This is a genomic window from Bradyrhizobium sp. USDA 4452 (assembly GCF_054063575.1).
Genome location: NZ_JBSSGK010000001.1, coordinates 462,039 through 484,705 on the forward strand (window position 1 = coordinate 462,039; position 22,667 = coordinate 484,705).

At 64.5% G+C, this 22,667-nt stretch carries 22 protein-coding genes; 9 read left to right on the plus strand and 13 right to left on the minus strand.

Going from position 1 to position 22,667, the window contains the following annotated elements; all coding sequences use genetic code 11:
- Positions 1–33 precede the first annotated feature (33 nt).
- Positions 34–1,125, minus strand: coding sequence for a lysine-2,3-aminomutase-like protein (locus ACVISU_RS02490; RefSeq protein ID WP_456705899.1), 1,092 nt, complete (start codon positions 1,123–1,125; stop codon positions 34–36).
- Positions 1,122–2,174: an EF-P lysine aminoacylase EpmA gene (gene epmA, locus ACVISU_RS02495; RefSeq protein ID WP_456705900.1), complete on the minus strand. Its 1,053-nt coding sequence runs from the start codon at positions 2,172–2,174 to the stop codon at positions 1,122–1,124. The genes ACVISU_RS02490 and epmA overlap by 4 nt, the downstream gene beginning before the upstream one ends.
- Before the next feature lie 353 nt (positions 2,175–2,527).
- Here epmA and efp point away from each other — a divergent pair, with 353 nt between their 5' ends.
- The 5 genes from efp to ACVISU_RS02520 all read left to right on the plus strand — a co-directional run bounded on the left by efp (position 2,528) and on the right by ACVISU_RS02520 (position 6,853).
- Positions 2,528–3,094 carry an elongation factor P gene (efp, locus tag ACVISU_RS02500; protein ID WP_456705901.1) on the plus strand — a complete coding sequence of 189 codons (567 nt, stop codon included), beginning with the start codon at positions 2,528–2,530 and terminating at the stop codon, positions 3,092–3,094.
- A gap of 166 nt (positions 3,095–3,260) precedes the next feature.
- Positions 3,261–4,847 (plus strand): M23 family peptidase, encoded by a 1,587-nt coding sequence (locus tag ACVISU_RS02505; RefSeq protein WP_456705902.1) that lies wholly within the window; start codon positions 3,261–3,263, stop codon positions 4,845–4,847.
- Positions 4,848–5,530: 683 nt separating this feature from the next.
- On the plus strand, positions 5,531–5,986 hold the full coding sequence (locus tag ACVISU_RS02510) for an Hsp20 family protein (protein WP_456705903.1): 456 nt from the start codon (positions 5,531–5,533) through the stop codon (positions 5,984–5,986).
- 391 nt (positions 5,987–6,377) lie between these two features.
- A complete protein-coding gene (locus ACVISU_RS02515; protein ID WP_456705904.1) occupies positions 6,378–6,677 on the plus strand; it encodes a hypothetical protein in 300 nt (99 codons plus the stop codon).
- Positions 6,674–6,853 carry a hypothetical protein gene (locus ACVISU_RS02520; RefSeq protein WP_456705905.1) on the plus strand — a complete coding sequence of 60 codons (180 nt, stop codon included), beginning with the start codon at positions 6,674–6,676 and terminating at the stop codon, positions 6,851–6,853. Before ACVISU_RS02515 ends, ACVISU_RS02520 begins: the two co-directional genes overlap by 4 nt.
- Before the next feature lie 398 nt (positions 6,854–7,251).
- Here ACVISU_RS02520 and ACVISU_RS02525 read toward each other — a convergent pair whose 3' ends face one another.
- The 4 genes from ACVISU_RS02525 to ACVISU_RS02540 all read right to left on the minus strand — a co-directional run bounded on the left by ACVISU_RS02525 (position 7,252) and on the right by ACVISU_RS02540 (position 9,858).
- A complete protein-coding gene (locus tag ACVISU_RS02525) occupies positions 7,252–7,674 on the minus strand; it encodes a chorismate mutase (RefSeq protein WP_456705906.1) in 423 nt (140 codons plus the stop codon).
- A 118-nt stretch (positions 7,675–7,792) separates the two neighbouring features.
- A complete protein-coding gene (locus ACVISU_RS02530) occupies positions 7,793–8,686 on the minus strand; it encodes a dihydrodipicolinate synthase family protein (RefSeq protein WP_456705907.1) in 894 nt (297 codons plus the stop codon).
- Positions 8,687–8,835: 149 nt separating this feature from the next.
- Positions 8,836–9,342: a cupin domain-containing protein gene (locus tag ACVISU_RS02535; RefSeq protein WP_456705908.1), complete on the minus strand. Its 507-nt coding sequence runs from the start codon at positions 9,340–9,342 to the stop codon at positions 8,836–8,838.
- A gap of 36 nt (positions 9,343–9,378) precedes the next feature.
- Positions 9,379–9,858 carry a carboxymuconolactone decarboxylase family protein gene (locus ACVISU_RS02540; RefSeq protein WP_050400575.1) on the minus strand — a complete coding sequence of 160 codons (480 nt, stop codon included), beginning with the start codon at positions 9,856–9,858 and terminating at the stop codon, positions 9,379–9,381.
- 83 nt (positions 9,859–9,941) lie between these two features.
- Here ACVISU_RS02540 and ACVISU_RS02545 point away from each other — a divergent pair, with 83 nt between their 5' ends.
- From ACVISU_RS02545 to ACVISU_RS02555, 3 genes are all read left to right on the plus strand, one after another.
- Positions 9,942–10,508, plus strand: coding sequence for a MarR family winged helix-turn-helix transcriptional regulator (locus ACVISU_RS02545; RefSeq protein WP_456710740.1), 567 nt, complete (start codon positions 9,942–9,944; stop codon positions 10,506–10,508).
- Positions 10,509–10,563: 55 nt separating this feature from the next.
- Entirely contained in the window at positions 10,564–11,799 is a 1,236-nt protein-coding gene (locus tag ACVISU_RS02550; RefSeq protein WP_456705909.1) for a lytic murein transglycosylase, read from the plus strand.
- 212 nt (positions 11,800–12,011) lie between these two features.
- Positions 12,012–12,890: a hypothetical protein gene (locus ACVISU_RS02555; RefSeq protein ID WP_456705910.1), complete on the plus strand. Its 879-nt coding sequence runs from the start codon at positions 12,012–12,014 to the stop codon at positions 12,888–12,890.
- Here the strand turns inward: ACVISU_RS02555 and ACVISU_RS02560 are convergent.
- The 7 genes from ACVISU_RS02560 to ACVISU_RS02590 form a co-directional block, all read right to left on the minus strand.
- Positions 12,818–13,630 carry an SDR family NAD(P)-dependent oxidoreductase gene (locus ACVISU_RS02560; protein WP_456705911.1) on the minus strand — a complete coding sequence of 271 codons (813 nt, stop codon included), beginning with the start codon at positions 13,628–13,630 and terminating at the stop codon, positions 12,818–12,820. The genes ACVISU_RS02555 and ACVISU_RS02560 overlap by 73 nt on opposite strands.
- 18 nt (positions 13,631–13,648) lie before the next feature.
- Positions 13,649–15,490, minus strand: a complete 1,842-nt coding sequence (gene recJ, locus ACVISU_RS02565; RefSeq protein ID WP_456705912.1) for a single-stranded-DNA-specific exonuclease RecJ — start codon at positions 15,488–15,490, stop codon at positions 13,649–13,651.
- Between the two features lie 55 nt (positions 15,491–15,545).
- Complete coding sequence (locus ACVISU_RS02570; RefSeq protein ID WP_456705913.1) at positions 15,546–16,265, minus strand: haloacid dehalogenase type II; 720 nt, start codon at positions 16,263–16,265, stop codon at positions 15,546–15,548.
- Between the two features lie 94 nt (positions 16,266–16,359).
- Positions 16,360–17,358, minus strand: coding sequence for a class II fructose-bisphosphatase (gene glpX, locus ACVISU_RS02575; RefSeq protein ID WP_456705914.1), 999 nt, complete (start codon positions 17,356–17,358; stop codon positions 16,360–16,362).
- A gap of 79 nt (positions 17,359–17,437) precedes the next feature.
- Positions 17,438–18,757 (minus strand): homoserine dehydrogenase, encoded by a 1,320-nt coding sequence (locus tag ACVISU_RS02580; RefSeq protein ID WP_456705915.1) that lies wholly within the window; start codon positions 18,755–18,757, stop codon positions 17,438–17,440.
- Between the two features lie 22 nt (positions 18,758–18,779).
- Positions 18,780–20,000, minus strand: coding sequence for an LL-diaminopimelate aminotransferase (locus tag ACVISU_RS02585; protein WP_050400583.1), 1,221 nt, complete (start codon positions 19,998–20,000; stop codon positions 18,780–18,782).
- A 215-nt stretch (positions 20,001–20,215) separates the two neighbouring features.
- Positions 20,216–20,503 carry a hypothetical protein gene (locus tag ACVISU_RS02590; RefSeq protein ID WP_050400584.1) on the minus strand — a complete coding sequence of 96 codons (288 nt, stop codon included), beginning with the start codon at positions 20,501–20,503 and terminating at the stop codon, positions 20,216–20,218.
- Positions 20,504–20,796: 293 nt separating this feature from the next.
- On the opposite strand from ACVISU_RS02590, the gene ACVISU_RS02595 reads away from it, so the two are divergent.
- Positions 20,797–22,605, plus strand: coding sequence for a PHA/PHB synthase family protein (locus ACVISU_RS02595; protein WP_050400585.1), 1,809 nt, complete (start codon positions 20,797–20,799; stop codon positions 22,603–22,605).
- Positions 22,606–22,667: the final 62 nt, after the last annotated feature.

Genomic DNA, 22,667 nt, shown 5'->3' on the forward strand with positions numbered 1-22,667 from the left:
CTGCCGTCCATCCCCAGCCCCGCCCATCACCCCTCAGGATTGCGGCGGGTAGAGATGAACGTCGCCGCAATAATCGACGATGCGGTACTGCCTTTCCGGCGAATCTTCACGTTCGCGGGAAGCTGGCTGCGACAAATAGGTCGGACCGATCGGCGCCTTGCCGTAGCCGCCGGGAATGTCGAGCACGTAATCCGGCTGGCACAATCCGGAGACGCGTCCGCGCAATGCCCGCATCAAGTCCTGCCCGGCCTCGATCGTGGTGCGCAAATGCGCGGTGCCGGGCGCAAGGTCGCCGTGATGCAGATAGTAGGGCTTGATCCGGCACTCGACGAAGGCGCGCATCAGCGCCGCGAGCGTCGCGGCATCGTCATTGACGCCGCGCAGCAGGACGGACTGGCTCACCAACGGGATGCCGGCGTCGGCAAGGCGCGCGCACGCCGCGCGGGGATTGGCGGCGAGTTCACGCGGATGGTTGGCGTGGATCGCGATCCAGGTCGTCGCCCCCTCGACCCGTAGCGCAGCGACCATGTCGGGCGTGATGCGTTCGGGATCGGCGATCGGGACGCGACTGTGCAGGCGGATGATCTTCACATGATCGATGGCAGCGAGATCGGCCATGATCTCGGACAGCCTGCGCGGTGACAGCATCAAGGGATCGCCGCCGGTCAGGATCACTTCCCAGACTTCCTGATGGGCACGGATGTACTCCAGCCCGGCGCGGTAGGCATCGTCGGACAAGGCCGAGGCCTTGCCCGGCCCGACCATTTCGCGCCGGAAACAGAACCGGCAATAGACCGCGCAGACATGGACGAGCTTGAACAGCACCCGGTCCGGATAGCGATGCACGATGCCGGCGACCGGCGAATGCGCATCGTCGCCGATCGGATCGGCGTTCTCGCCCGGCTGCTCCACGAGCTCGTCAGCGCTCGGGACAAACTGCCGCGCGATCGGGTCGTTGGCGTCGTCCGGGTCGATCAGGGCCGCGAGCTCCGGCGTCACCGCGACCGCATAGCGCGCGGCCACCTGTTCGAGCTCGGCAAGGGCCGCGACCGGCACGAGGCCTGCATCGGCCAGCTGTCGCGGCTGGCGCAGCGTCGCCGCAAGTTTCGGATCGATCCTGTTCATGGCTCTCCTGCAGGTGGCGTCCAGACCACCTGGTCAATTCTTGGCGCGCCGCTCGCCAGCATCACCAGCCGGTCGAAGCCGAGCGCGACGCCGCTCGCTTCCGGCATCTGGCCGACGGCGGCAAGGAAATCGTCGTCGAGCGGGTAACGCTCGCCGTAGCGGCGGGCCTTCTCGTCCATCGCTGCGGTGAAACGATGGCGCTGCTCGGCCGCATCGGTCAATTCGCCGAAGCCGTTGGCAAGCTCGACCCCGCAGGCATAGACCTCGAAGCGCTCGGCGACACGCGGCTCGCCCGCCTTGGTGCGCGCCAGCGCAGCCTCCGGCGATGGATACTCGAACAGCACCGTCAGGCGGCCCTGCCCGAGATGAGGCTCGACATGCTCGACCAGCACCTTGCTGAAAATATCAGACCAGGTGTCGTCATCGGCGATCCGCACCCGCTCCCGCGCGGCAGACGCCAGCGCCGTGCGGTCGCCCTCGCCGCCCGAGATCGTGGCGAGCAGGTCGATGCCGGCGAAGCGCTCGAAACCTGCGGCAACCGTCAGCAGCTCCGGCTCGGCAAACGGATCGGCGGTCCTGCCGCGGAAGGAAAACCGGCCGATCCCGGTCGCCTGCGCCGCATGGGCGATCACCACGATCGTGTCGGCCATGATGGCGTCGTAACCGGCATTGGCGCGGTACCATTCCAGCATGGTGAATTCAGGCAGATGCAGGTCGCCGCGCTCGCGATCGCGGAACACCCGCGCGAACTCGTAGATCTTTGGCTCGCCGGCGGCGAGCAGCTTCTTGCAGGCGAACTCGGGCGAGGTGCGCAGATAGCGCGGCGCAGCTGAGCCATCGGGGCGCCTGAGCTCGGTGCGCGGGGCGTGCAGATGCGTCTCGTTGCCCGGCGAGATCTGCAGGATGGCGGTCTCGACCTCGGCAAAGCCCTGCTCCTCGAACCAGGCCCGGAGCGCCCGCGTGATCGCGGTCCGCGCCTGCAGGAAGGGCCTGCGGTCTGCGTACCTTGACGGCGTCCACCACGCCGAGGGCTGGTCATGGGCTGTCATCGACCGGCAACCCCGACGGTTGCGGATTCAACATCAACAAGCCACCGCTCCAAATGAAGAGCCCGGCGCAAATCCTTGATTCCATACGAATACATGGTCGACACGGCCTTGGTCGCAGCGGAACTCAGCGAAGCGTGTCCCTTCTTGTCGAAAGAAGCCCGCATTGTCCATGCGCAGCCTCGGCTGAACCTCGGCTAGCGGCCTGGACTCGGGGCCGGCAAACTGCCGAATTCGGCCGCAAAAGACTGGCATCTCAGGGACAAATCAGTATGTTGCAGCCCGAAATCGCCGCCACGGCCGAGGGGCTGCCGGTCCGGTTTGCGCCCCCGCTTCTCAAATTCAGGAAAACACCTTTGAAAGTCATCGCCAGTTCCATCCGCAAGGGCAACATCATCGAGCAGGATGGCAAGCTCTATGTGGTCCTCTCCGCCGAAAACATTCATCCCGGCAAGGGCACGCCCGTCAGCCAGATCGAAATGCGCCGCATCGGCGATGGCGTGAAGGTGTCGGAGCGCTACAAGACCACCGACCAGGTCGAGAAGGCCACCGTCGAGGACCACAATTACAACTACCTCTATGAGGACGCCGACGGCTTCCACTTCATGAACAACGACAACTACGACCAGGTCCAGGTCTCCAAGGAGATCGTCGGCTCGTCTGCGCCGTATTTGCAGGAGAACATGACCGTGAAGCTCTCGATGCACGAAGGCAATCCGGTCGCGATCCAGCTGCCGCAGCGCGTGACACTGGAAGTGGTGGAGACCGAGCCCGTCACCAAGGGCCAGACCGCCTCCTCGTCGTACAAGCCCGCGGTGCTGTCCAACGGCATCCGCACCGGTGTGCCGCCGCACGTCTCCACCGGCACGCGCATCGTCGTCATGACCGAGGACGGTTCCTACGTCGAACGCGCCAAGGATTGAGCCACGGATGAGCGCAAGGATTTGAGCGCGAGGCGCGGTGGTATTCGCAACGAACCATCACCGCGCATCAGGCTGTTGTTAAAGCTCAAACTTTCCGGAAAACTGCTACACACTTTTCCGGAACTTGCTCTAATCTCTCACGATCAGACATGACCCGGGGAGTGCGGTGAACAGGACGGTCGTCAGCTTCATCAGTTGCTGGCTGGCACCCCTGCTCTTGCCTCCTCCCGGCGCTCATGCCGACGAATTCCGGACGCCTTCGATCTCGGCCATGCGGGTCGAATGGCGCTCGGTGCTCGACCAGCTCCGGCAAGAGATCACCTCCCGCCCGGCCATCGCCGCCAGCTTCACATTCGCCGGACAGCGCCGCGTTCCGGCCTCCGATCCGCGCGCCATGCCCGCGCTGGTGCAGCTGAACGCGGTGACGTCGCCGCTGTTCCCCGGCATTGGGCGCAGCCCGATCCCGGTGTTGCTGCCGTTCGACGCCGCAGACTATCTCGACGCCCGACAGAACGGCGCACCGGCCAGCCTGCCGGTCGCACGCTACCAAGCCGACTTCCGCGCGGCTGACGTCTTTCACGCCGGCGCGTCGGGCTATGACGCGGTGTTCTCGCTCGACCCGGGCGCTGGCGACGGCATGCCGCCGCGGACCTTTGCAAAACCGGTCGAGGTGCAGATCTCGGGCTCGATCCTGGTCTACGACTTCGCCGACCGGCTGGGCGGCAGGGGCGAACCGGTCAAGACGCTGGCCGCGCAGTTTCCGGACCTGCGCCGCTTCATCCGCGAAGGCTATGTCCGTTACGCCTTCACCCGCTTCGGGATTCCCTATGTCGTTTCGATCCAGTGCCTCGACAGCGCGCCGCGGCCGAAGCGGCTGGCCTGCCGCGAGGCCTATCCAGTCGCCGAGCGCTTCCTGAAGGCATTGCGCATCGCCGGCGGAGAGCCGTCGCGGCCGCGCAGCGACGTCGCCTCCGGCATCGCCGAGCGGCCGCTCGCTCAGTCGGCGGACTTCACCTACCGCCCGAGCGGCGACATCGTCGCGGGCAGCGGCAGCCGCAGGCAGCAGGGTGGCCACGCCGACTTCACGGTGTACTCGCAGATCCGCTTTCCGCTGCAGAAAGCGCCGGCCTTCGCGCACTCGCAATCCTTCGCCAGGCGCAAGGCAGGCGCTGTGGTCGACGAGTATCCCTGGCAGGACAATTTCTGCGAAGCGCGCAGCTTCGAGGTCGGCCAATGCGCCAGCGGCTACGGCCATCAGGGCCAGGATATCAGACCGGGCGCGTGTCCGGCCGACAGCAAGAACACTTGCGACCCCAGGCAGCAGGCGGTCGTCGCGGTGCGCGACAGCGTCGTGATCCGCTCGGCGCAGCAACAGGCCGCGACATTGCAGGTCAACACAAGCACCGAGCATATCCGCTTCCGCTACATGCACATGAACCCGTCGGTGATGGATGCCGACGGCCTGCTCAACGGGCGCCAGGTCAGCGAGGGCGAGAAGATCGGCGTGGTCTCGAACTATCTCGACCATCCCAACGGCACGTCGCGGCATCTGCATTTCGACGTGCAGGTGTTCACACGCGACGGCTGGCTCTGGGTCAATCCCTACACCACGCTTGTGTCGGCCTATGAGCGACTGATCCGCGGCCGCGGCCGCGAGATCGGACCGGAGCCGGGGCCTGCGGCCGCGGTGGCCCATGCCCTGCCCGACGATGTCGTGCATCGCATCGACACCCAGGAAGGCGGCGGCAATTAGGGCGAGCGAACCGCGGTTCGCGGGCGCACTGCCAAAATATCGAAAACAACCCCATGCAAAGTAGCCGGCGGCTGCCGTCATCGGACACGGCGGCTTGACACGTCGGGCAACTCAGGGGTATTTTTCCATTATTCCGAAATCGTGCCGCCGCTCGCCTGGGAGCCACGGCCATGGCTCCGTCGACACCACTTTCCGGAACTTCCGTTCCCGTGGGTCACATCGGCCTGCAGGATGGCTGCGGCGCGATCATGGACGATAGCCACGAAACATCACCCCCCTATTCGCAGAGCGCTGATGAAGAAGCTCCGCGTGCCAGAGCGGTCACGGCGATCCTCGCAGCGTATTGAGCCGAGAGGCCGGCGCCCTGCTCTGCGAGAGCTGGAACGCGAAGATGTGGGCCGGCGGCGGCTCGGTCGATCCGCTGCCCTCGATCGACCATGCCATCAACGCCGGCTACACGTCTGCGAGACCCTCGCGGAGATCCTCGACGGTTTGAGCAGTGGGCGCTCACATGCTGTCGTATTTTTTTGCGAAGAGCTCTTGATACTTTCTGAGCCCGATCTAATTCGTGACACGTCGGTCCGCGTGGCCGATCACCTGGACGCCGGTCGGGTCCAGGCGTAACGGGCACCGGTCGTGTCCGGTGCTTCTCATACCCATCTTGCTCTTTGGAGGATTGGGCTATGCGCACGCACGATTTCTCTCCCCTCTTCCGGTCGACGATCGGGTTCGACCGTCTCTTCGATCTGGCCGAGACCGCTCAGCGGGCCACCGAAGACAACTACCCGCCCTACAACATCGAACGACTTGCCGAAGATCGCTACCAGATAGCACTCGCGGTTGCAGGCTTCTCACCGGACGAGATCTCGGTTACGGCCGAGCAGAACGTCCTGACGGTCGAGGGCAACAAGGTCGAACAAGCAGACCACAACTATCTCTATCAAGGTATCTCGACCCGTCGATTCAGGCGGCAATTCAGCTTGGCGGACCATGTCCTGGTGAAGGACGCCGCGTTCGACAATGGTCTGCTCAGGATCGAGCTGGCACGCGAAATTCCGGAAGCGATGAAGCCGCGGAGGATCGCGATCAACGCAACGCAGCCGAACCGGCCGCAACAGCTCGAATCAGCTGCAGCGTGACACACGAGTAGCCGCGTTCGGAACGCCGAGCGCGGCCTCAACATTCAATTCTCGTCTTAGAACGGAGGCAAACATGCGGCCGACGACCGCCGAAGTCATTTGTTTGAGACCTGACCGCAGTAAGGCGCGGTTCAATCATCCCCGGGATGTCCTGGCAGATCTCTCGCTGACCACGGAAGAAAAACGCGCTCTCCTGGCGTCATGGGCGTCTGGTGCTGCCGCAGTCCGGTGTCGTCCGGACTTGCGGGCGCCAACAGAGCGATCAGCAGTAACCATCGACGGTGTTCTTGACGCGCTATGTCGTCTCGACAGCGATCCCCATCGTCCGCCGGGCGGCGAGCCCCATCGACTTCGCTCAACGGTGCGTCCGCTGGCGGCGTAGGAGGGTGATATGACCGACATCAATCTTCCGAAACACATCGTAGACAGAATCGAAGCCCGCTGGTGCGCAAGGCAGGAAAGGCGCGAGATCGTCGACCGCCGGCTCGAACAGCTTCGGGCGCACCGCAACAACATCCGGCGGTATCGACGGTTACTCAGCACCAAGCTGAGCGACCTTGAGCGCCAGTTCATCGAACGACGTCTTTCCGAGGAATCCTCGGCGATGGGGGCTGTGGCCGCCGACATGCCACCTCTATTGCATGAACGGCCATCGCTGAGCGTTGGTAGATGGGAAGGCGCCTCGCCATGAGCACGACGCAGTTTCTGATACGCGGAAGCGAGAAGGTAATCAGTCACTATCAGTTCTTGCTCGACACTGCCAAATCGGATCAGGAGCGGGAGAAGTTCGCAAGAAGGATCGACGAAGAGAAGCGCAACCTGGAACGGCTGTACGCTGATCTCACTCAGGTGGCCCGGGCCGCCTGATCGGGTTGCCCATGGACAACGTGTGGATGGCGAGGCTCAATGATGAGAACGCCAATTTCGGCAAGAGATCTCGAGTTGATTGCGCTGCGCGAAATACGCAGTCTTCCCGGTGGGGAGCACGTATGCCACGTGGAAATCGTCTCGGCGAATGCGGACTGGAGCCTTCATGCATCGGTACGGGACGGTGCAGATCTCAACCGGATCCAGCACGCGACGAGCGTCACGGCGACCCGCCTGAAGAATCGGTATCAACTGCGAACCGATTGGTGAGCAACGCCACGCTATGGAGCGGGACGTCGGCAAACGCGGGGACCGATCCGGCCATAAAGCCGATCAGGACGAACGTCGCACCCGCGAGCACGCGCTGGAGGGCGGCCCGCATGGTGAGCCGCGTTCGCCTATTTCTTCCAGGGCGTATCGCCGCGTGCCGCGGCGTCTGCGAAGATGCCCTGCTCGTAGTCGATGAAGGCGCGCACCATTGCGCGATATGCGGCTTCCGCAACCTTCGGCGACAGCCCGTCCGCTTCCGCAAGCGCCATCGCCTTCTTCACGACAGCCTCGGCGCGCTCCGGCGCCTCGACCTGCGCCGGGTTGGCCTTGAAGCGCGCGGCCTCATGGACGTATCGGCCGCGCTCGGCCATCAGGCGGACGATCTCGCGGTCGAGCCGGTCGATATTGCTGCGCACCTCGCCGAGCGTCTTGCAGCAGGCGCCGTTGTCGACGGTGGGACTGCCCCACAACGCCGGCGCATTGGTCACGGGCTCCTCGGCCCACGCCATCGCGGGGATCAGAAGCATCAACAGAACCGCCGGCAATCGCATCGAACGCCTCCGTGTCAGCAAGCTCCCCTGTCGACGGTTATGCCGATTTTACGCACCGATGGAAGCCACCATGGCGGTCGAGCGACCGCGAACGCCCTTGCGAACCGCGTCGATGCGATCAACCGAAATCCATGCCGGCCAACACGTCACGGACCTTGTTCTGGGCATCCGGGGGCAACGGCAGGATCGGACGCGGAGGCTCTGCCGCACAGATCCCCCTGAGATTGGCGATCGCGTAAGCCACCCGCACGCTCGAGAATGTCTTGAACAGCTGCCAGACCGGTTGCAGCCTCGCGTCGAGCTGCCGGGCCCCGGCGGCATCGCCACTTGCCACGGCACGGACGATGTCGACGCAGATCTTGGGGAACACTCCCGCGAGAACGCTGTACCAGGTCTCGCCACCCGCCAGCAGCGCCTCGGTGCAGTTCCAGTCGGCGCTGTAGCCCAACGAGAAGCCGCTCGGCACCACAGCCCGCAATTCGGCGATATGGCCCGGCACTGCGGCCGCGTCCAGTGCGGGACTCTTCACCGCGACGATTCCTGCAATGTGACTCAAACGGCCGACCAGGTCAGGCGTAAATCGAAAATGCGTCGTGCCCGGATTGTCATAGATGCAGATCGGCAATCCGCTTTCACGCGCCACCGTTTGAAAGTGCTCGAACACCTCGTCATCGGTCAGCGGCGTATAGGACACCGGCGCCAGCAGGCCTGCCGCCGCGCCTGCATCGCGCGCATCCTGCGCCAGCTTCACCGCATCATCGGTGCGCAGCGCACCGACGCCGACCAGGAGCGGCGTCTTGCCATCTGCGAGCGCGGCGGCCACCTGCACCGCACGCCGCCGCTCGTCGCGGCTGAAATAGGGATATGAGCCGGTGCTTCCGAGCAGCCCGATCGAATCCACCTTCGCCGCGACCAACGGCTCCAGCAATGCGCGAAGCGCTCCCGCGTCGACCTGCCCATCCCGGTTCGAGGGCGTGATCGGAAAGGCGGAAAGCCCCTTGAGATTGGCCATCGGTTGCTCCTGTTCGGTGACCGCCGCGCGAACGGCGCCATCGCGTTGCGGTCGGCGCCGCAGCGCCATCAATCACCGCGCCCAATTCCGCTTGCAAGGTCCAGTTTGCTGCGGACTTCACGGCAAACTGGTCCAGTGCGCAGCGATGGCTATTCCAGCATCGTGGTCAGTTGCGCGCCCTCGTCGGCGACGAACACCGCGATCAGTTCCGCCGGCTCCGTGGTGCTGGCATTGGCCGAGACCATGTGGGTCGAACCCGGCGGCTCGAAGAAGGACTGGCCGACCTTGAAGGTTTCGACCGGGCCGCCGCCGAGCTGGGAGCGGATCTCGCCCTTGGTGATGTAGGCCGTCACCGAGCCCGAATGGCGGTGCGGCGGCGTGAAGCCGCCGGGACCATAGAACACGCGCACCACCGTGACGCGTTTGCCAGCCACGTTGGGCAGCGCATGCGAGGCGATGACCTCGACCTTGTCGAGCGGCGACGCCGCATTGGCGCTGGCGCAGAGCGGCGCGATCACCGCGGAGATCGCATCCATCGGGGTCGGCAAGGCTTTTCCGATTACGAAAGCTGACGCCAGCCACGCAATCACGGCCAGCGAGACCGCGCGCGGCGGCCGCGCGAATGAAAGAGATGGTGTCATCGCCATCGAGGTCATCGGCCGTTCTCCCTTGTCGATTGCTTTCGCGCCGTCTCACGAAGCCGCCGCGGCCGTCCGCTGCCGGCGCGGCGGCGGCGTCCAGCGATAGGCGGCGCCGAACCGGTTCCAGACGTTGATCGAAGCGATCGCCGAGGTCAGGTAGGTCAGCTCCTTTTCCGAGAATTCAGCGGTGACCTCGGCATAGACCGCGTCGCTGACGCCGTTCGGCAAGGTGGTCAGCGCCTCGGTCCAGGCCAGCGCCGCGCGCTCGCGCGCCGAGAACTGCGCCACCTCGCGCCACACCACGACGAGGTTGAGCTTATCTGTGGGGACGCCGAGGCTCTCGCCTTGCAGGATGTGATACTGCACGCAGAAGGCGCAGCCATTGATCTGCGAGGCGCGCAGCTTGACCAGCTCCAGCAGCTGCTTGTCGAGACCGGCCTTCGCCGCGAACTGGCCGAGCTCACGCACGACGGCGAAGACATCGGGCGCGAGCTTCTCGAAGTCGAGATATTCCTTGCGGGCGTGTGACATCGGCCTGGCCTCATGTTATCAGTATACTGATATATTATCAGAGCTCTGATATAGAGCAACACGCAGACATTCGCGAAGGCAACATGGCGGGAATGCACAAACGTGGGAAATCCGGTGCCGCTGCGCGGCGGCCAGCGGGAAAAGCACCGGCGGGCAAGGTCGCGAGCGGAGCAGAAGCGGACGCCCTGCCCGCCTCGGTCGTCCCGCCGCCGGGCGAAGGCAAGCGCGGCGAACAGGGCTATCTCGCGTATCTGCTGCGCCAGGCGCATGCCGCCTCGCGGCTGTCGATGGAGCGCGAACTCGAACACCTCGGCGTCACCTCGCCGCAATTCGTGGTGCTGACGATGCTGAAGGCCTATCCGGGTCTTTCCGGCGCCGATCTGGCCCGGGTGGCATTGCTGACGCCGCAGACCGTCAGCGTGATCATCCGCAACCTCGAGCGCGACGGCGCGATCCGCAAGACGCCGCACCCGGTCCACGGCCGGGTGCTGCAATGGACGCTGACCAGCCATGGAACCACGCTGCTGGAGAAATGCCGGCATATCGCCCAGGCCCAGGAGCGGCGGCTCGCCGCCAGCCTCGATGCCAGATCGGAACAGATTGTCCGGCAATGGCTGTCAAAAATCGCCACAGATTTGCAGGATACCTAGGTCTTGCGGCGTCATGGCTTTTGGCCCACCCGGACGGCGCCGCTAGACTGGGCGCATGAAACAGCCTGATTCTTTGAATTTCCCTGCCCGCCGCGCCGTGCTGAAGGCAGCACTAGCCGCCGGCGTGACGCTCGCCAATCCATTCGGCGCACTGGCAGCCACGCCTGCTGGCTTCGACCAGTGGCGCGACAATTTTCGCGCCCGCGCACTGGCAAAGGGCATTTCGGAGGCGACCTGGAATCGCTGCATGGGACGGGTCGAGCCCGACATGAGCGTGTTCAAGCAGATGCGCAACCAGCCCGAATTCCATGAGCAGATCTGGCAGTACATCAACCGCCGCGTCTCCGACTGGCGCATCATCCACGGCCGCGAGGCGCTGAAGAAGAACGAGGCGCTGTTCGGCCGGATCGAGCGCGACTTCGGCGTCGAGCGCGGCACGCTGCTCGCGCTGTGGGGCGTTGAATCCGCCTATGGCGATCCGCTGGTGCAGCAGAACCACATGACGCCGGTGTTTCCCTCCCTCGCCGCGCTCGCCTGGAACGAGCCGCGGCGCAAGGCCTATTGGGAAACCGAGCTGATCAACGCGATGAAGATCGTGCAGCGCGGCTGGAGCACGCCCGAGGAGATGAACGGCTCGTGGGCCGGCGCGATGGGCCATTCGCAGTGGATGCCGGAAGTCTGGCTCAATGTCGGCTTCGACTATGACGGCGACGGCAAGGTCTCGCCGTTCGGCCGTCCCGACGACGCGCTCGGCTCGACCGCGAAGTATCTGGTCAATCGCGGCAAATGGCACCGCGGCGAGCACTGGGGCTACGAGGTCCGCGCGCCGGGCGGCGGCGCCAGCGGCAGTCGCACCTATGCGGCCTGGGCCAGCACCGGCATCGTGCGCGCCGACGGACAGCCGTTTCCGCAGCCGAACGCGTCGGCGCAGCTCTGGATTCCCGTTGCCGGCGGCCCGGCCTTCCTGCTCGGCCCGAACTTCAATTCGGTGAAGAGCTACAATCCGTCGATGAACTACGCGCTGGCGATCTGCCATCTCGGCGACCGCTGTCTCGGCGGGCGGCCCTTCATCCAGCCGTTCCCGGGCTCGGAGCGCGCGCTGACGCTGGCCGAGGTGCAGGAGATGCAGACGCGTCTGACCAAGGCTGGCTTCGACACCGGCGGCACCGACGGCCGCGTCGGCAACGACACGATGCAGGCGATCAAGGATTTTCAAATCAAGGCGGGCCTGCTGCCCGCCGATGGCTACGGCGGGCTCAAGGTGCTGGCGCGGCTGCGGCAAGGCGGCTAGCCGCACCGCCGTCGTGGTGAGCTCCCTAGTGCGGGCGCTCGCCGCGCGGCCTCCATTGACTGCTAGTCCCGCGAACCTGCCCTTCAAGCGGAAGCACGGCGCGCAGAAGCTGACATAAGCATATGAGGCTATCGGCTACCCGGACAGGTCGAATCGATATGCCACGATAACCAAACTAGCAATATAGGGGATTCCCCAAGTAAACCCCTTGCATGGCGGATGCACAAGGAAATAAATCGCTCTACGGTAGAACCGATAGGGAGCGACTTGTGGCCGAGCTAATGAGCTGGCTTGGATTTCCCGCGTCCGTGGCAGCAGCTTTCGGAATCGTATGGGGAGCGTTCGCCACTCTAGAGAAAGTTACGTCATCGGAAAAAAAGGCGGTCTTGACGCAATTGCTGCGCTCGACGGACTGGAGCGCTGCTCCTCTTAAACTGACTGAAGCGTTCAAAGAGGTCTTCGAAGCGGTATTTGGAAAGCATCAACTCTCTGCCAAGTGCCTGCGACGGTCATTCTTGTTTTCGATTCTAGCGATAATCCTTCTGCTCGCTTTTGGTTTTCTAAACCACTACGAGTATTTTCAGACGATGCCATTCGTCATTTTTTACAAGCCAGCTTACAGGATTATTTTTTTCGGATGGCTATTTTGGAGCATCATTATTGACTTCATTAATTTGTACAAGACAAGATTGCTCATTCGACTGGTAGATGCTCTGCGTGCACCGGCGCTCCTGTTTTTTGTCCTAGTAGTCGCTGATCTGTTGGTTTCAGTAACAATCTTCGTGGCCACGTACTCCTACCTGCTGACGCTGAATATCGCACACCAATATTGCAATGAAATTTCCAGTTGTCCTTTGGCGCATGAATTGCGGCTGTCACTCTCGATCTATCGAGGGCTGGACACCGCCATGGCTATTTGTCAGAAGCAGCATTATTCCTGCTCATTGCAAGTTGTCGAAGCGAACCGTAGCACGACAAGTGCGGAACGATTCGCTTCGCTCGCTCGCAATGACGAAGACTATTGCGGCTGCCGCACCACGCCGCCGGCATTCATGCCGCCGTCGATCACGAGCTCGCTGCCGGTCACGTAACGCGACGCATCCGAGGCGAGATAGAGCACGCCCTGCGCGATCTCGATGGCCTGGCCGGCGCGGCCGAGCGGCGTGGCGAACCTGGCGCGCTCCTCAGGATCGATCGGTGCGTTCTGGCCGGCGCCCGTCGCGCCGGTCGGAATCTTGCCCCAGATCGGCGTGTCGATGATGCCGGGATGCACGGAGTTGACACGGATGCCGTCATTCACCTGCGCGCATTCCATCGCGATCGACTTGGCGAACAAGCGCACCGCGCCCTTGGTCGCGCTGTAGCCGGAGAGCGTCGCCGCACCGCGCAGGCCGGCCAGCGACGACATCATGATGATCGAGCCGCCGCCGGTTTTGCGCATCAGCGGCAGCGAATGCTTCACCGACAGGAACACGCCGTCGATATTGATCGCGGTCTGGCGCCGCCAGTCCGCGAGCGACATCTCGACGATCGAGGGCGCCCCGATGCCGATGCCGGCGTTGGAGACCATGATGTCGAGGCGGCCGTAGCGCTTGCCGATCTCGGCGACGACCTCGATCCAGCGCTCTTCGCTGGTGACATCCTGGGGCAGGAAAACCACCTCGCGACCAGCCTTCTTGAGCCGCGCCGCGAGCTCGGGTCCCCGCAACTCGTCGATATCGGTCGCAACGACCGTCGCACCTTCCTGCGCGAACAATTCGACGATCGCCTCGCCGATACCCGACGCGCCACCGGTCACCAGCGCGACCTTGCCTTCAACCTGTCCTGCCATGTCCACTCCCGACGTTTCTTATCTGATCACCGCCGGGCCCTGATCCGGTGCCGCGACGTCGAGGACACGGAATTGCACACGTTCGGTGCCTTGCCAACGGTCGACTGCGAGAGAGCCCGCCACGTGCAATTGCTGGCCGCGATTTTGCGTCAAGGCGCTGCCGAGCTTCTGTCCGACCGAGCGGAATGCGATACCGTTGACGATGGAACCATCGCCGGACTTGAATCGCAGCCGCAAATGCGCCTGCCCGACCTCGTCGGCATAGACCAGCTGATGCGATGGCAGCGCGATCACCGGCTCCGGATTGGCGGCGCCAAATGGTCCTGCCCGATTGAGCGTCGCGGCGAATTCCGGCGTCACCGCGCGCGCCGTGACGGCGCCATCGATGAACAGCTCGTTCTCGTGGCGCGAGTTGGCGACGTCGGCTGCCAGCGCGCTTTCCATGTAGGCGCGGAATTCGGCGAGCTTCTCCTTGCGTAGCGTGACGCCGGCCGCCATCGCGTGGCCGCCGCCCTTCATCAGAAGGCCGTCATGCACCGCCTGCCGCACCGCTTTGCCGATGTCCACGCCGCCGATCGAGCGACCAGATCCGGTGCCGATGCCGCCCGGCTCGAGCGCGATCGCAAACGCCGGACGCGCGAACTTCTCCTTCAGCCGCGCGGCGACCAGCCCGACCACGCCGGGATGCCAGCCTTCCGCCGCAGTGACGATGACGGCGCCCTTGTCCTCGAGCCCGAGCGCGGCCAGCGCCTCGGCTTCGGCCTGCGCTTCGGCCGCCTGCTCGATCACCCGCCGCTCGGCATTGAGGCGATCGAGCTCGGCCGCGATCCGCGCGGCCTCCGAGACATCGCCTTCGAGCAGCAGCCGCACGCCGAGGTCGGCGCGTCCGATGCGGCCACCGGCATTGATGCGCGGCCCCAGCATGAAGCCGAGATGCCAGGCCTCCGGCGGGCCATTGAGCCGCGCCACATCCATCAGCGCGGTGTGGCCGACATGGTCGCGGCGGCGCATCGCGATCAGGCCCTTGGCGACGAAGGCGCGGTTGAGCCCGATCAGCGGCGCGACGTCGGCGACAGTGCCGAGCGCGACGTGATGCAGCACGCTGAGCAGGTCGGGCTCCGGCATCACGCTGGTCCAGAAGCCGCGCTGGCGCAATTCGCGGTTCACCGCGACCAACGTGACGAACACCAGACCGACGGCGGCGAGATGACCGAGCCCGGAGAGGTCGTCGGGCCGGTTCGGATTGACCAGCGCGTCGACCTCGGGCAGTTCGTCGCCGGTCTGGTGATGATCGATCACCACGACCGACATGCCGAGCTTCCTGGCTTCCGCCAGCGGCTCGATGCTGGTGGTGCCGCAATCGACCGTGACGAGCAGCGTCGCGCCCTTGGCCGCCAGGGCGCGGACGGCGTCGACGTTCGGCCCGTAGCCTTCGAAGATGCGGTCGGGAATGTGGATCAAGGGATCCAGCCCGCAATGGCGCAGATGCCAGGTCAGCAGCGCCGCCGAGGTTGCGCCGTCGACGTCGTAGTCACCGAAGATCGCGACCTTCTCGCCACGGACAGCGGCATCCGCGATCCGCTTGGCCGCATGCTCCATCTCGGTGACGGTGTGCGGGTCCGGCATCAGCTTGCGGATGGTCGGATCGAGGAAATCAGGCACATCGTCGATCGCGACGTCGCGGCCGGCCAGCACGCGCGCCAGCATTTCCGGCAGATTGTGCCGCTGCACGATCGCGAGCGCCCGCGCCGCCCCGCGCGCATCCAGCCGGTCGCGCCAGAGCTTTCCGGTCAGCGACCGCGCCACGCCAAGGAACGCCTGCGGCACCTCGACGGGCAATGCGGATGCGTGGAGCGTCATGATTCCTTTCCAATCAGGCAGGAATCGTAGCGCCTCAATGAATCCCAAGCCAGTTCTAGCAACCCATCCGGGTGGCGATTTCCCCGAAATCCTTGGCTACGATGTCCCAGCTTCCGGTGGCCTCGAAATCGACTTTCTGCAACGGACCGTATTCGGTCGGCCGCGCCACGAACGCCGTCTTCAGGCCGTGCTTCTGGGCATGCTTCAGATCGTAATTGTGCGCAGCGACCATCATCACCTGCTCCGGCGGCAGGCCAAGCAGCCTGGCAGCGCCGAGATAGGTTTCCGGATCGGGCTTGTAGTGCTCGAACAGTTCGGCCGACATCACGAGGTCCCAGGGCAGGCCTGCGAACTTCGCCATGTTGGTGAGCAGCGCGACGTTGCCGTTCGACAGCGGCGAGATGATGTATTTGCTCTTCAGCCGGGTCAGGCCGGCGACGCTGTCGGGCCAGCCGCGCAGGCGATGCCAGCCGAGCGTCAGATGCTGCAAATCGGCCTCGGTAAGGCCCTTGATGTCGAACTGCGCGACCAGCTTCTCCAGCGAGCGGCGATGCAGGACGTCGAGGATGACGTAGCCGTTCTGCGGGTTCTTGCGCACCTCGTCCATCGAGGCCGTGTAGACCGCGCGCCAGCCATCGACCAGCGCGGTCCAGTCGGCCTTGATGCCGCGTGTCTCACCCCATTTGGTGAAGTCGTTGATCAGGCTACTGCGCCAGTCGACCACGGTTCCGAACACGTCGAACACCAGTGCCTTGACGCCGGAAAGATCGGACATGGGTGCTTCCCCTTTTGTTGTTCTTGCTTGCGCTAGATCTCTCCTCGTCATTCCGGGATGCACCTCTTGGCGCAGGCCCGGAATGACGTGTCTGTCAATCCAGGTGGAATTTCTCCAGCTGGCGGTGCTCGGCCTTGATGTAGCGCACGGTGCCGGTGACGGAGCGCATCACGACCGTCTCGGTCTCGATCACGTCCTTCTTGAACTTCACGCCCGTCAGCAGCGAGCCGGTGGTGACGCCGGTGGCGGCGAACAGGCAGTCGCCCTTGGCCATGTCCTCGATGCCGTAGATCATCTTCGGATCGAGGACACCCATCTTGTGGGCGCGCTCGCGCTTCTCCTCGGTGTCGAGGATCAGGCGGCACTGCATCTGGCCGCCGATGCAGCGCAGCGCGACGGCTGCCAGCACGCCTTCGGGCGCGCCGCCGGTGCCGATATACATGTCGACGCCGGTCTCATCGGGCTTGGCGCAGTGAATGACGCCGGCGACGTCGCCGTCGGTGATCAGCTGCACGGCAGCGCCGGTCGAGCGCACGCTGTTGATGATCTCGGCATGGCGCGGACGGTCGAGCACCAGCACGTTGATGGCGGTGGGATCGACGCCCTTCGCCTTGGCGAGCCGGCGGACATTGTCGGCCGGCGGCGCGTCGAGCTCGATCACGTTCTTGGCGTAGCCCGGGCCGATCGCGATCTTCTGCATGTAGACGTCGGGGGCGTGCAGCAGCGTGCCGCCGTCGGCCATCGCCATGGTGGCGATCGAGCCGGGCATGTTCTTGGCGCACAGCGTGGTGCCTTCGAGCGGGTCGACGGCGATGTCGACCTTGGGGCCGGCATTGAGGCCGACCTTTTCGCCGATGAACAGCATCGGCGCCTCGTCGCGCTCGCCCTCGCCGATCACCACCGTGCCCTCGATCGGCAGCTTGTTGAGCTCGCGCCGCATCGCGTCGACCGCGGCCTTGTCGGCGGCCTTCTCCTGGCCGTGGCCGCGCAGCCGCGCGGCCGACACCGCCGCGCGCTCCGTCACGCGCACGATTTCGAGCGTCAGGATGCGCTCGAGCAGCATCTGCGGCGGAACGGAAATATGGGTCGACATCGGCGTACTCCTTAAGCCTTTGGGACAGGCCAGCCTGCCCGCATCAATCGTCTCACGCCCGACCCGTTCAGGCCATGCGCTAGTTTTTCTCGATCCGGATCACCTGCGGCCGGCCGCTGATGACCTTATCGCGCTGCACTGCGGCCAGCGCACGATGCACCGCATCCTCGCTGGTCGCATAGGTAATCAGAATGACCGGGACCGGTGAAGGTTTTTTGGCCGCTCCGTTCACATCGACGCCATCCGGATGCCGCTGCACGATGGACTCCAGAGATATCTTCTGTTCCGCGAGCCGGGTGGCGATTGTTGCGGCAGTGCCTGCAAGATCGCGCGCCATCAGGCGGATATAGTAGCCACCCTCGTGGCGTTCCATCGGCGCCTTGGTGGTGTCGCGCAACCGCTCCACCGGACGCCCGAACGGCTTGGCACGGATGCCGCGGGCGACATCGGCGATGTCGGCGACCACCGCCGAGGCGGTCGCGCCACCGCCGGCGCCGGGGCCGACCAGCGTGATCGGGGGAATCCCCTCGCCGTCGATTGCGACGGCATTGGTGACGCCCATCACCTGCGCGATCGAGGATGATTTCGGCACCATGGTCGGATGCACGCGCTGCTCGATGCCCTTTGCGGTGCGCACGGCAACCCCGAGCAGTTTGACACGGTAGCCGAGTTCCGATGCGGCCTTGAGGTCTTCCGGCGTGATCGAGGAGATGCCTTCGACATAGACCGCGCTTTCCGCGACCTTGGTTCCGAAAGCGAGGCTCGCCAGGATCGCAAGCTTCTGCGCGGTGTCGTGACCATCGACGTCGAATGACGGGTTGGCTTCGGCATAGCCGAGCCGCTGGGCGTCCTTCAGGCATTCCTCGAACGACAAACCCTCCTGCTCCATCCGGGTCAGGATGTAGTTGCAGGTGCCGTTGAGGATGCCGTAGACGCGGTTGACGCTGGTGCCGGCGAGGCCCTCGCGCAGCGTCTTGATGACCGGGATCGCCGCACCGACCGCCGCTTCGAAATTCAGCGCGCCGCCGTGCTTCTCGGCCGCGGCAGCAAGCCGCAGCCCGTGCTTGGCGATCAGCGCCTTGTTGGCGGTCACGACCGACTTGCCGGCCTTCAGCGCGGTCTCGATCGCGGACAGCGCGGGATCGCCGGCGCCGCCCATCAGCTCGACGAAGCAATCGATGTTGGGATCCTCGGCCAACGCTTGCGGGCTCTTCGCCCAGGCGATGCCGCGCAAATCGAGGCCGCGCTTCTTGGCTTTCGAGCGCGCTGTGACGGCGACGACGCGGATGCCGCGGCCGCTGCGCTCGGCCAGCGCCCGTCCTTGCGTTTCGATGAGGCGGACGACATCGGCACCGACGGTGCCGAGCCCCGCTATGCCCACGTTCAGGGGTGCGACCATGAGATAAAGCAACCTGGAAGGATTAGCGTCGGTTGGCGAGAGGAACGACGTTGTGCAACGTTTCGATGCCGCTTTCAAGGAAGCGGCGCACGCCGCGCGCGGCCTGCCGGATGCGCTGCTCGTTCTCCACCATCGCGATGCGGACATAGCCTTCGCCATGCTCGCCGAATGCAACGCCGGGCGACACCACGACGCCGGATTTCTCCACCATCAGGGTCGCGAACTGCATGCTGCCGACCGTCTCGAATGCCTTGGGCAGCGGTGCCCAGGCGAACATCGACGCCTGCGGCGGCGGAATGTCCCAGCCGGCGCGGCCAAATGACTCGACCAGCGCGTCGCGGCGCTTGCGGTAGGTGTCGCGCATCTCGCGGATGCAGTCATCGGGGCCGTTCAGCGCGGCGGTCGCCGCCACCTGGACCGGCGTGAAGGCGCCGTAATCGAGATAGGATTTGACCCGCGCCAGCGCCGCGATGATGCGCTCATTGCCGACCGCAAAGCCCATGCGCCAGCCGGCCATCGAGAACGTCTTCGACATCGAGGTGAATTCGACCGTGACGTCGAGCGCGCCGGGCACCTGCAGCACCGACGGCGGCGGATTGTTCTCGTCGAAATAGACTTCCGCGTAGGCGAGATCCGACAGGATGAAGATGTCGTGCTTCTTCGCGAACGCGACCAGATCCTTGTAGAAGTCGAGGTCCGCGACATAGGCGGTCGGGTTCGATGGATAGCAGACGATCAGCGCGATCGGTTTCGGAATCGAGTGCTGGATCGCCCGCTCGACCGCCTCGAAGAACTGCGGCGTCGGCTCCGACGGCACCGAGCGAATCACGCCGCCCGCCATCAGGAAGCCGAACGCATGGATCGGGTAGCTCGGATTCGGGCACAGCACGACGTCGCCGGGCGCGGTGATCGCCTGCGCGACGTTGGCGAATCCCTCCTTCGAGCCGAGCGTCGCAACCACCTGGGTATCGGGGTTCAGCTTGACCCCGAAGCGGCGCCCATAATAGGCGGCCTGGGCCTTGCGCAGGCCGTTGATGCCACGGGAGGCCGAGTAGCGGTCGGTCCGCGGCTTGCCCAGCGTCTCCTTGAGCTTCTCGATCACATGCGGCGGGGTCGGCAGGTCGGGGTTCCCCATGCCCATGTCGATGATGTCGGCCCCGGCATTGCGCGCGGCCGCCTTGGCCTGGTTGACCTTCTCAAAGACGTAAGGCGGCAGACGGCGAATGCGGTAAAAATCTTCCATGGGACCCTTGCTCCGACAACCGCGATGCCAGAATCGTCCCCCTTGGTAGATTTGCGGAAGCCGGCTTGGCCTCTTACAGAAATCGCACTGAATCAATGACTTAGGGCGAATTCAGGCGCACGATCAGGGGGCTGCGGCCGGATCTGCGGTTGAATTGGGTTTCTTTTAGCACGGACGCCGGGCGGCGCCAGCGCTGATCGGCCAAACTGGCGCGCTCACTTCCCGCTTTGGGCGGCCGTCGCGGCCTGAGCCTGGGCCTGGCGATCGCGTGCGGCAATCAACTCCTGCTCGATCTTGGCCTGATCCGCCGGCTTGATGGTCGGATCGGCGCGGTCGGGCGGAATATCGTGGACCGGGAGGTAGCCGTTGGCATCCTTTTGCCGCGCCGGCGCATCGGCCGGCATGGCCATATCGGCGATCGTGCTGGAGCACCCGCTCAGCGCCAGCATCGACGCGAGCAGCGCTGCGGCTGCGAGCCCCCTGTTCATTCGATCGATCGGCATGCGCCGAATTGTCCCCAACAAGCTAGCGCGCACGTCGCACGTTGCCGACACGGGTCGCACTGGTACGAGCCTTGCAGCGTCCCCGCTGCATCAATCCTGGCTTTAGCCGTTTCAAACCATTGTCGCCCGAAACGCTTAAAGCGTGAACAACAAAGGCGACCCCTGAGGCTTCAATATGACGGAACAAAGATTTCTTTATCGCACCGCAGCAGAGCGAAACATCGGCTTTTGACTGATTTCCGCTACCGCACCGCGCGATGACGCCCTCCAAACGACGCGATATTGTCCCTCAGATGAGCAACGTCAATACCGACACCCAAGCCGCCCCGAAATTCAACGCCGAAGCCTTCGCCATGAATATCGCCCGGGCGATGGAGAGCAGCGGCCAGGCGCTGGCAGCCTATCTCAAGCCGCGCCAGACCGGGGAAGTCCGCGACAAACCGCCGAACGAGCTCGGTGAGGTCATCAAGACCTTCAGCGTGATCGCCGAATACTGGCTGGCCGACAAGGAGCGGGCCTCGTCGCTGCAAATGCAGCTCGGCAAGGATTACCTCGACCTCTGGGGATCGGCCGTGCGCCGCATGGCGGGCGAAGCCGATGCCAAGCCCGCGATCGTGCCGGCCCCGCGCGACAAGCGCTTCCAGGATCCGGAATGGAAGTCGAATCAGTTCTTCGACTTCATCCTCCAGCTTTATCTGCTGACCGCGAAATGGGCGCAGCAGCTCGTCCACGACGCCGACGGGATCGATCCGCACACCCGCAAGAAGGCCGAGTTCTACGTCCAGCAGATCACCAACGCGCTGGCGCCGTCGAATTTCGTGCTGACCAATCCGGAAGTGCTGCGTGCAACGGTCGAGACCAATGGCGACAATCTGGTCCGCGGCATGAAGATGCTGGCCGAGGATATCGAGGCCGGCCGCGGCACGCTGCGGATCCGCCAGTCCGATTCGAGCAACCTCGAAGTCGGCGTCAACATGGCGACGACGCCGGGCAAGGTGATCTACCAGAACGAGCTGATGCAGCTGATCCAGTATTCGCCATCGACCGAAAGGGTGCTGCGCACGCCGCTCCTGATCGTGCCGCCTTGGATCAACAAGTTCTACATCCTCGATCTGCGCCCCGAGAAATCCTACGTCAAATGGTGCGTCGACCAGGGCATCACGGTGTTCGTGATCTCCTGGGTCAATCCGGACAAGGAACTCGGCAAGAAGACCTGGGCCGACTACATGACCGAAGGCCCGCTCACGGCGATGGACGTGATCGAGAAGGTCACCGGCGAGTTGAAGGTGCACACCGCCGGCTATTGCGTCGGCGGCACCCTGCTCGCCTCGACGCTCGCCTATCTTGCCGAGAAGCGCCGCCAGCGTGTCATGTCGGCGACGTTCTTTGCCGCGCAGGTCGACTTCACCCACGCCGGCGATCTGCTCGTGTTCGTCGACGAGGACCAGATCTCGGCTCTGGAACGCGACATGCAGGAATCCGGCGTGCTCGAGGGCAGCAAGATGGCGATGGCCTTCAACATGCTGCGCTCGAACGACCTGATCTGGTCGTATGTCGTGAACAATTACCTGAAGGGCCAGCCGCCCTCCTCGTTCGACCTGCTGCACTGGAATTCGGACGCGACGCGGATGCCGTCGTCGAACCACTCCTACTATCTGCGCAACTGCTATCTGGAGAACCGGCTGTCGACCGGCACGATGGTGCTCGACAACACGCTGCTCGATCTGTCGAAGGTGAAGGTGCCGGTCTACAACCTCGCGGCACGCGAGGATCATATCGCGCCGGCGGAATCCGTGCTCTACGGTTCGCAGTTCTTCGGCGGCCCGGTGAAGTATGTGCTGTCCGGCTCCGGCCATATCGCCGGCGTGGTCAATCCGCCCGCCTCGAAGAAGTACCAGTACTGGACCAACGACAACATCAAGGACATCAAGCTCGCCGATTGGCTGAAGGGCGCCGAGGAACACAAGGGATCGTGGTGGCCCGACTGGCGCGACTGGCTGGAGAGCCACGACCCCGAAACCGTGCCGGCGCGCATCGTGGGCGCGAACGGGGTGTCGGTGCTCGAGGACGCTCCGGGCAGCTATGTCCGGGTCCGCGCGTAGCGCCAAGTCTTCGCGCGGCGCAAAGGCTGCGCGTAGCGCCAAGTCTTCCGCTCAGCTATAAA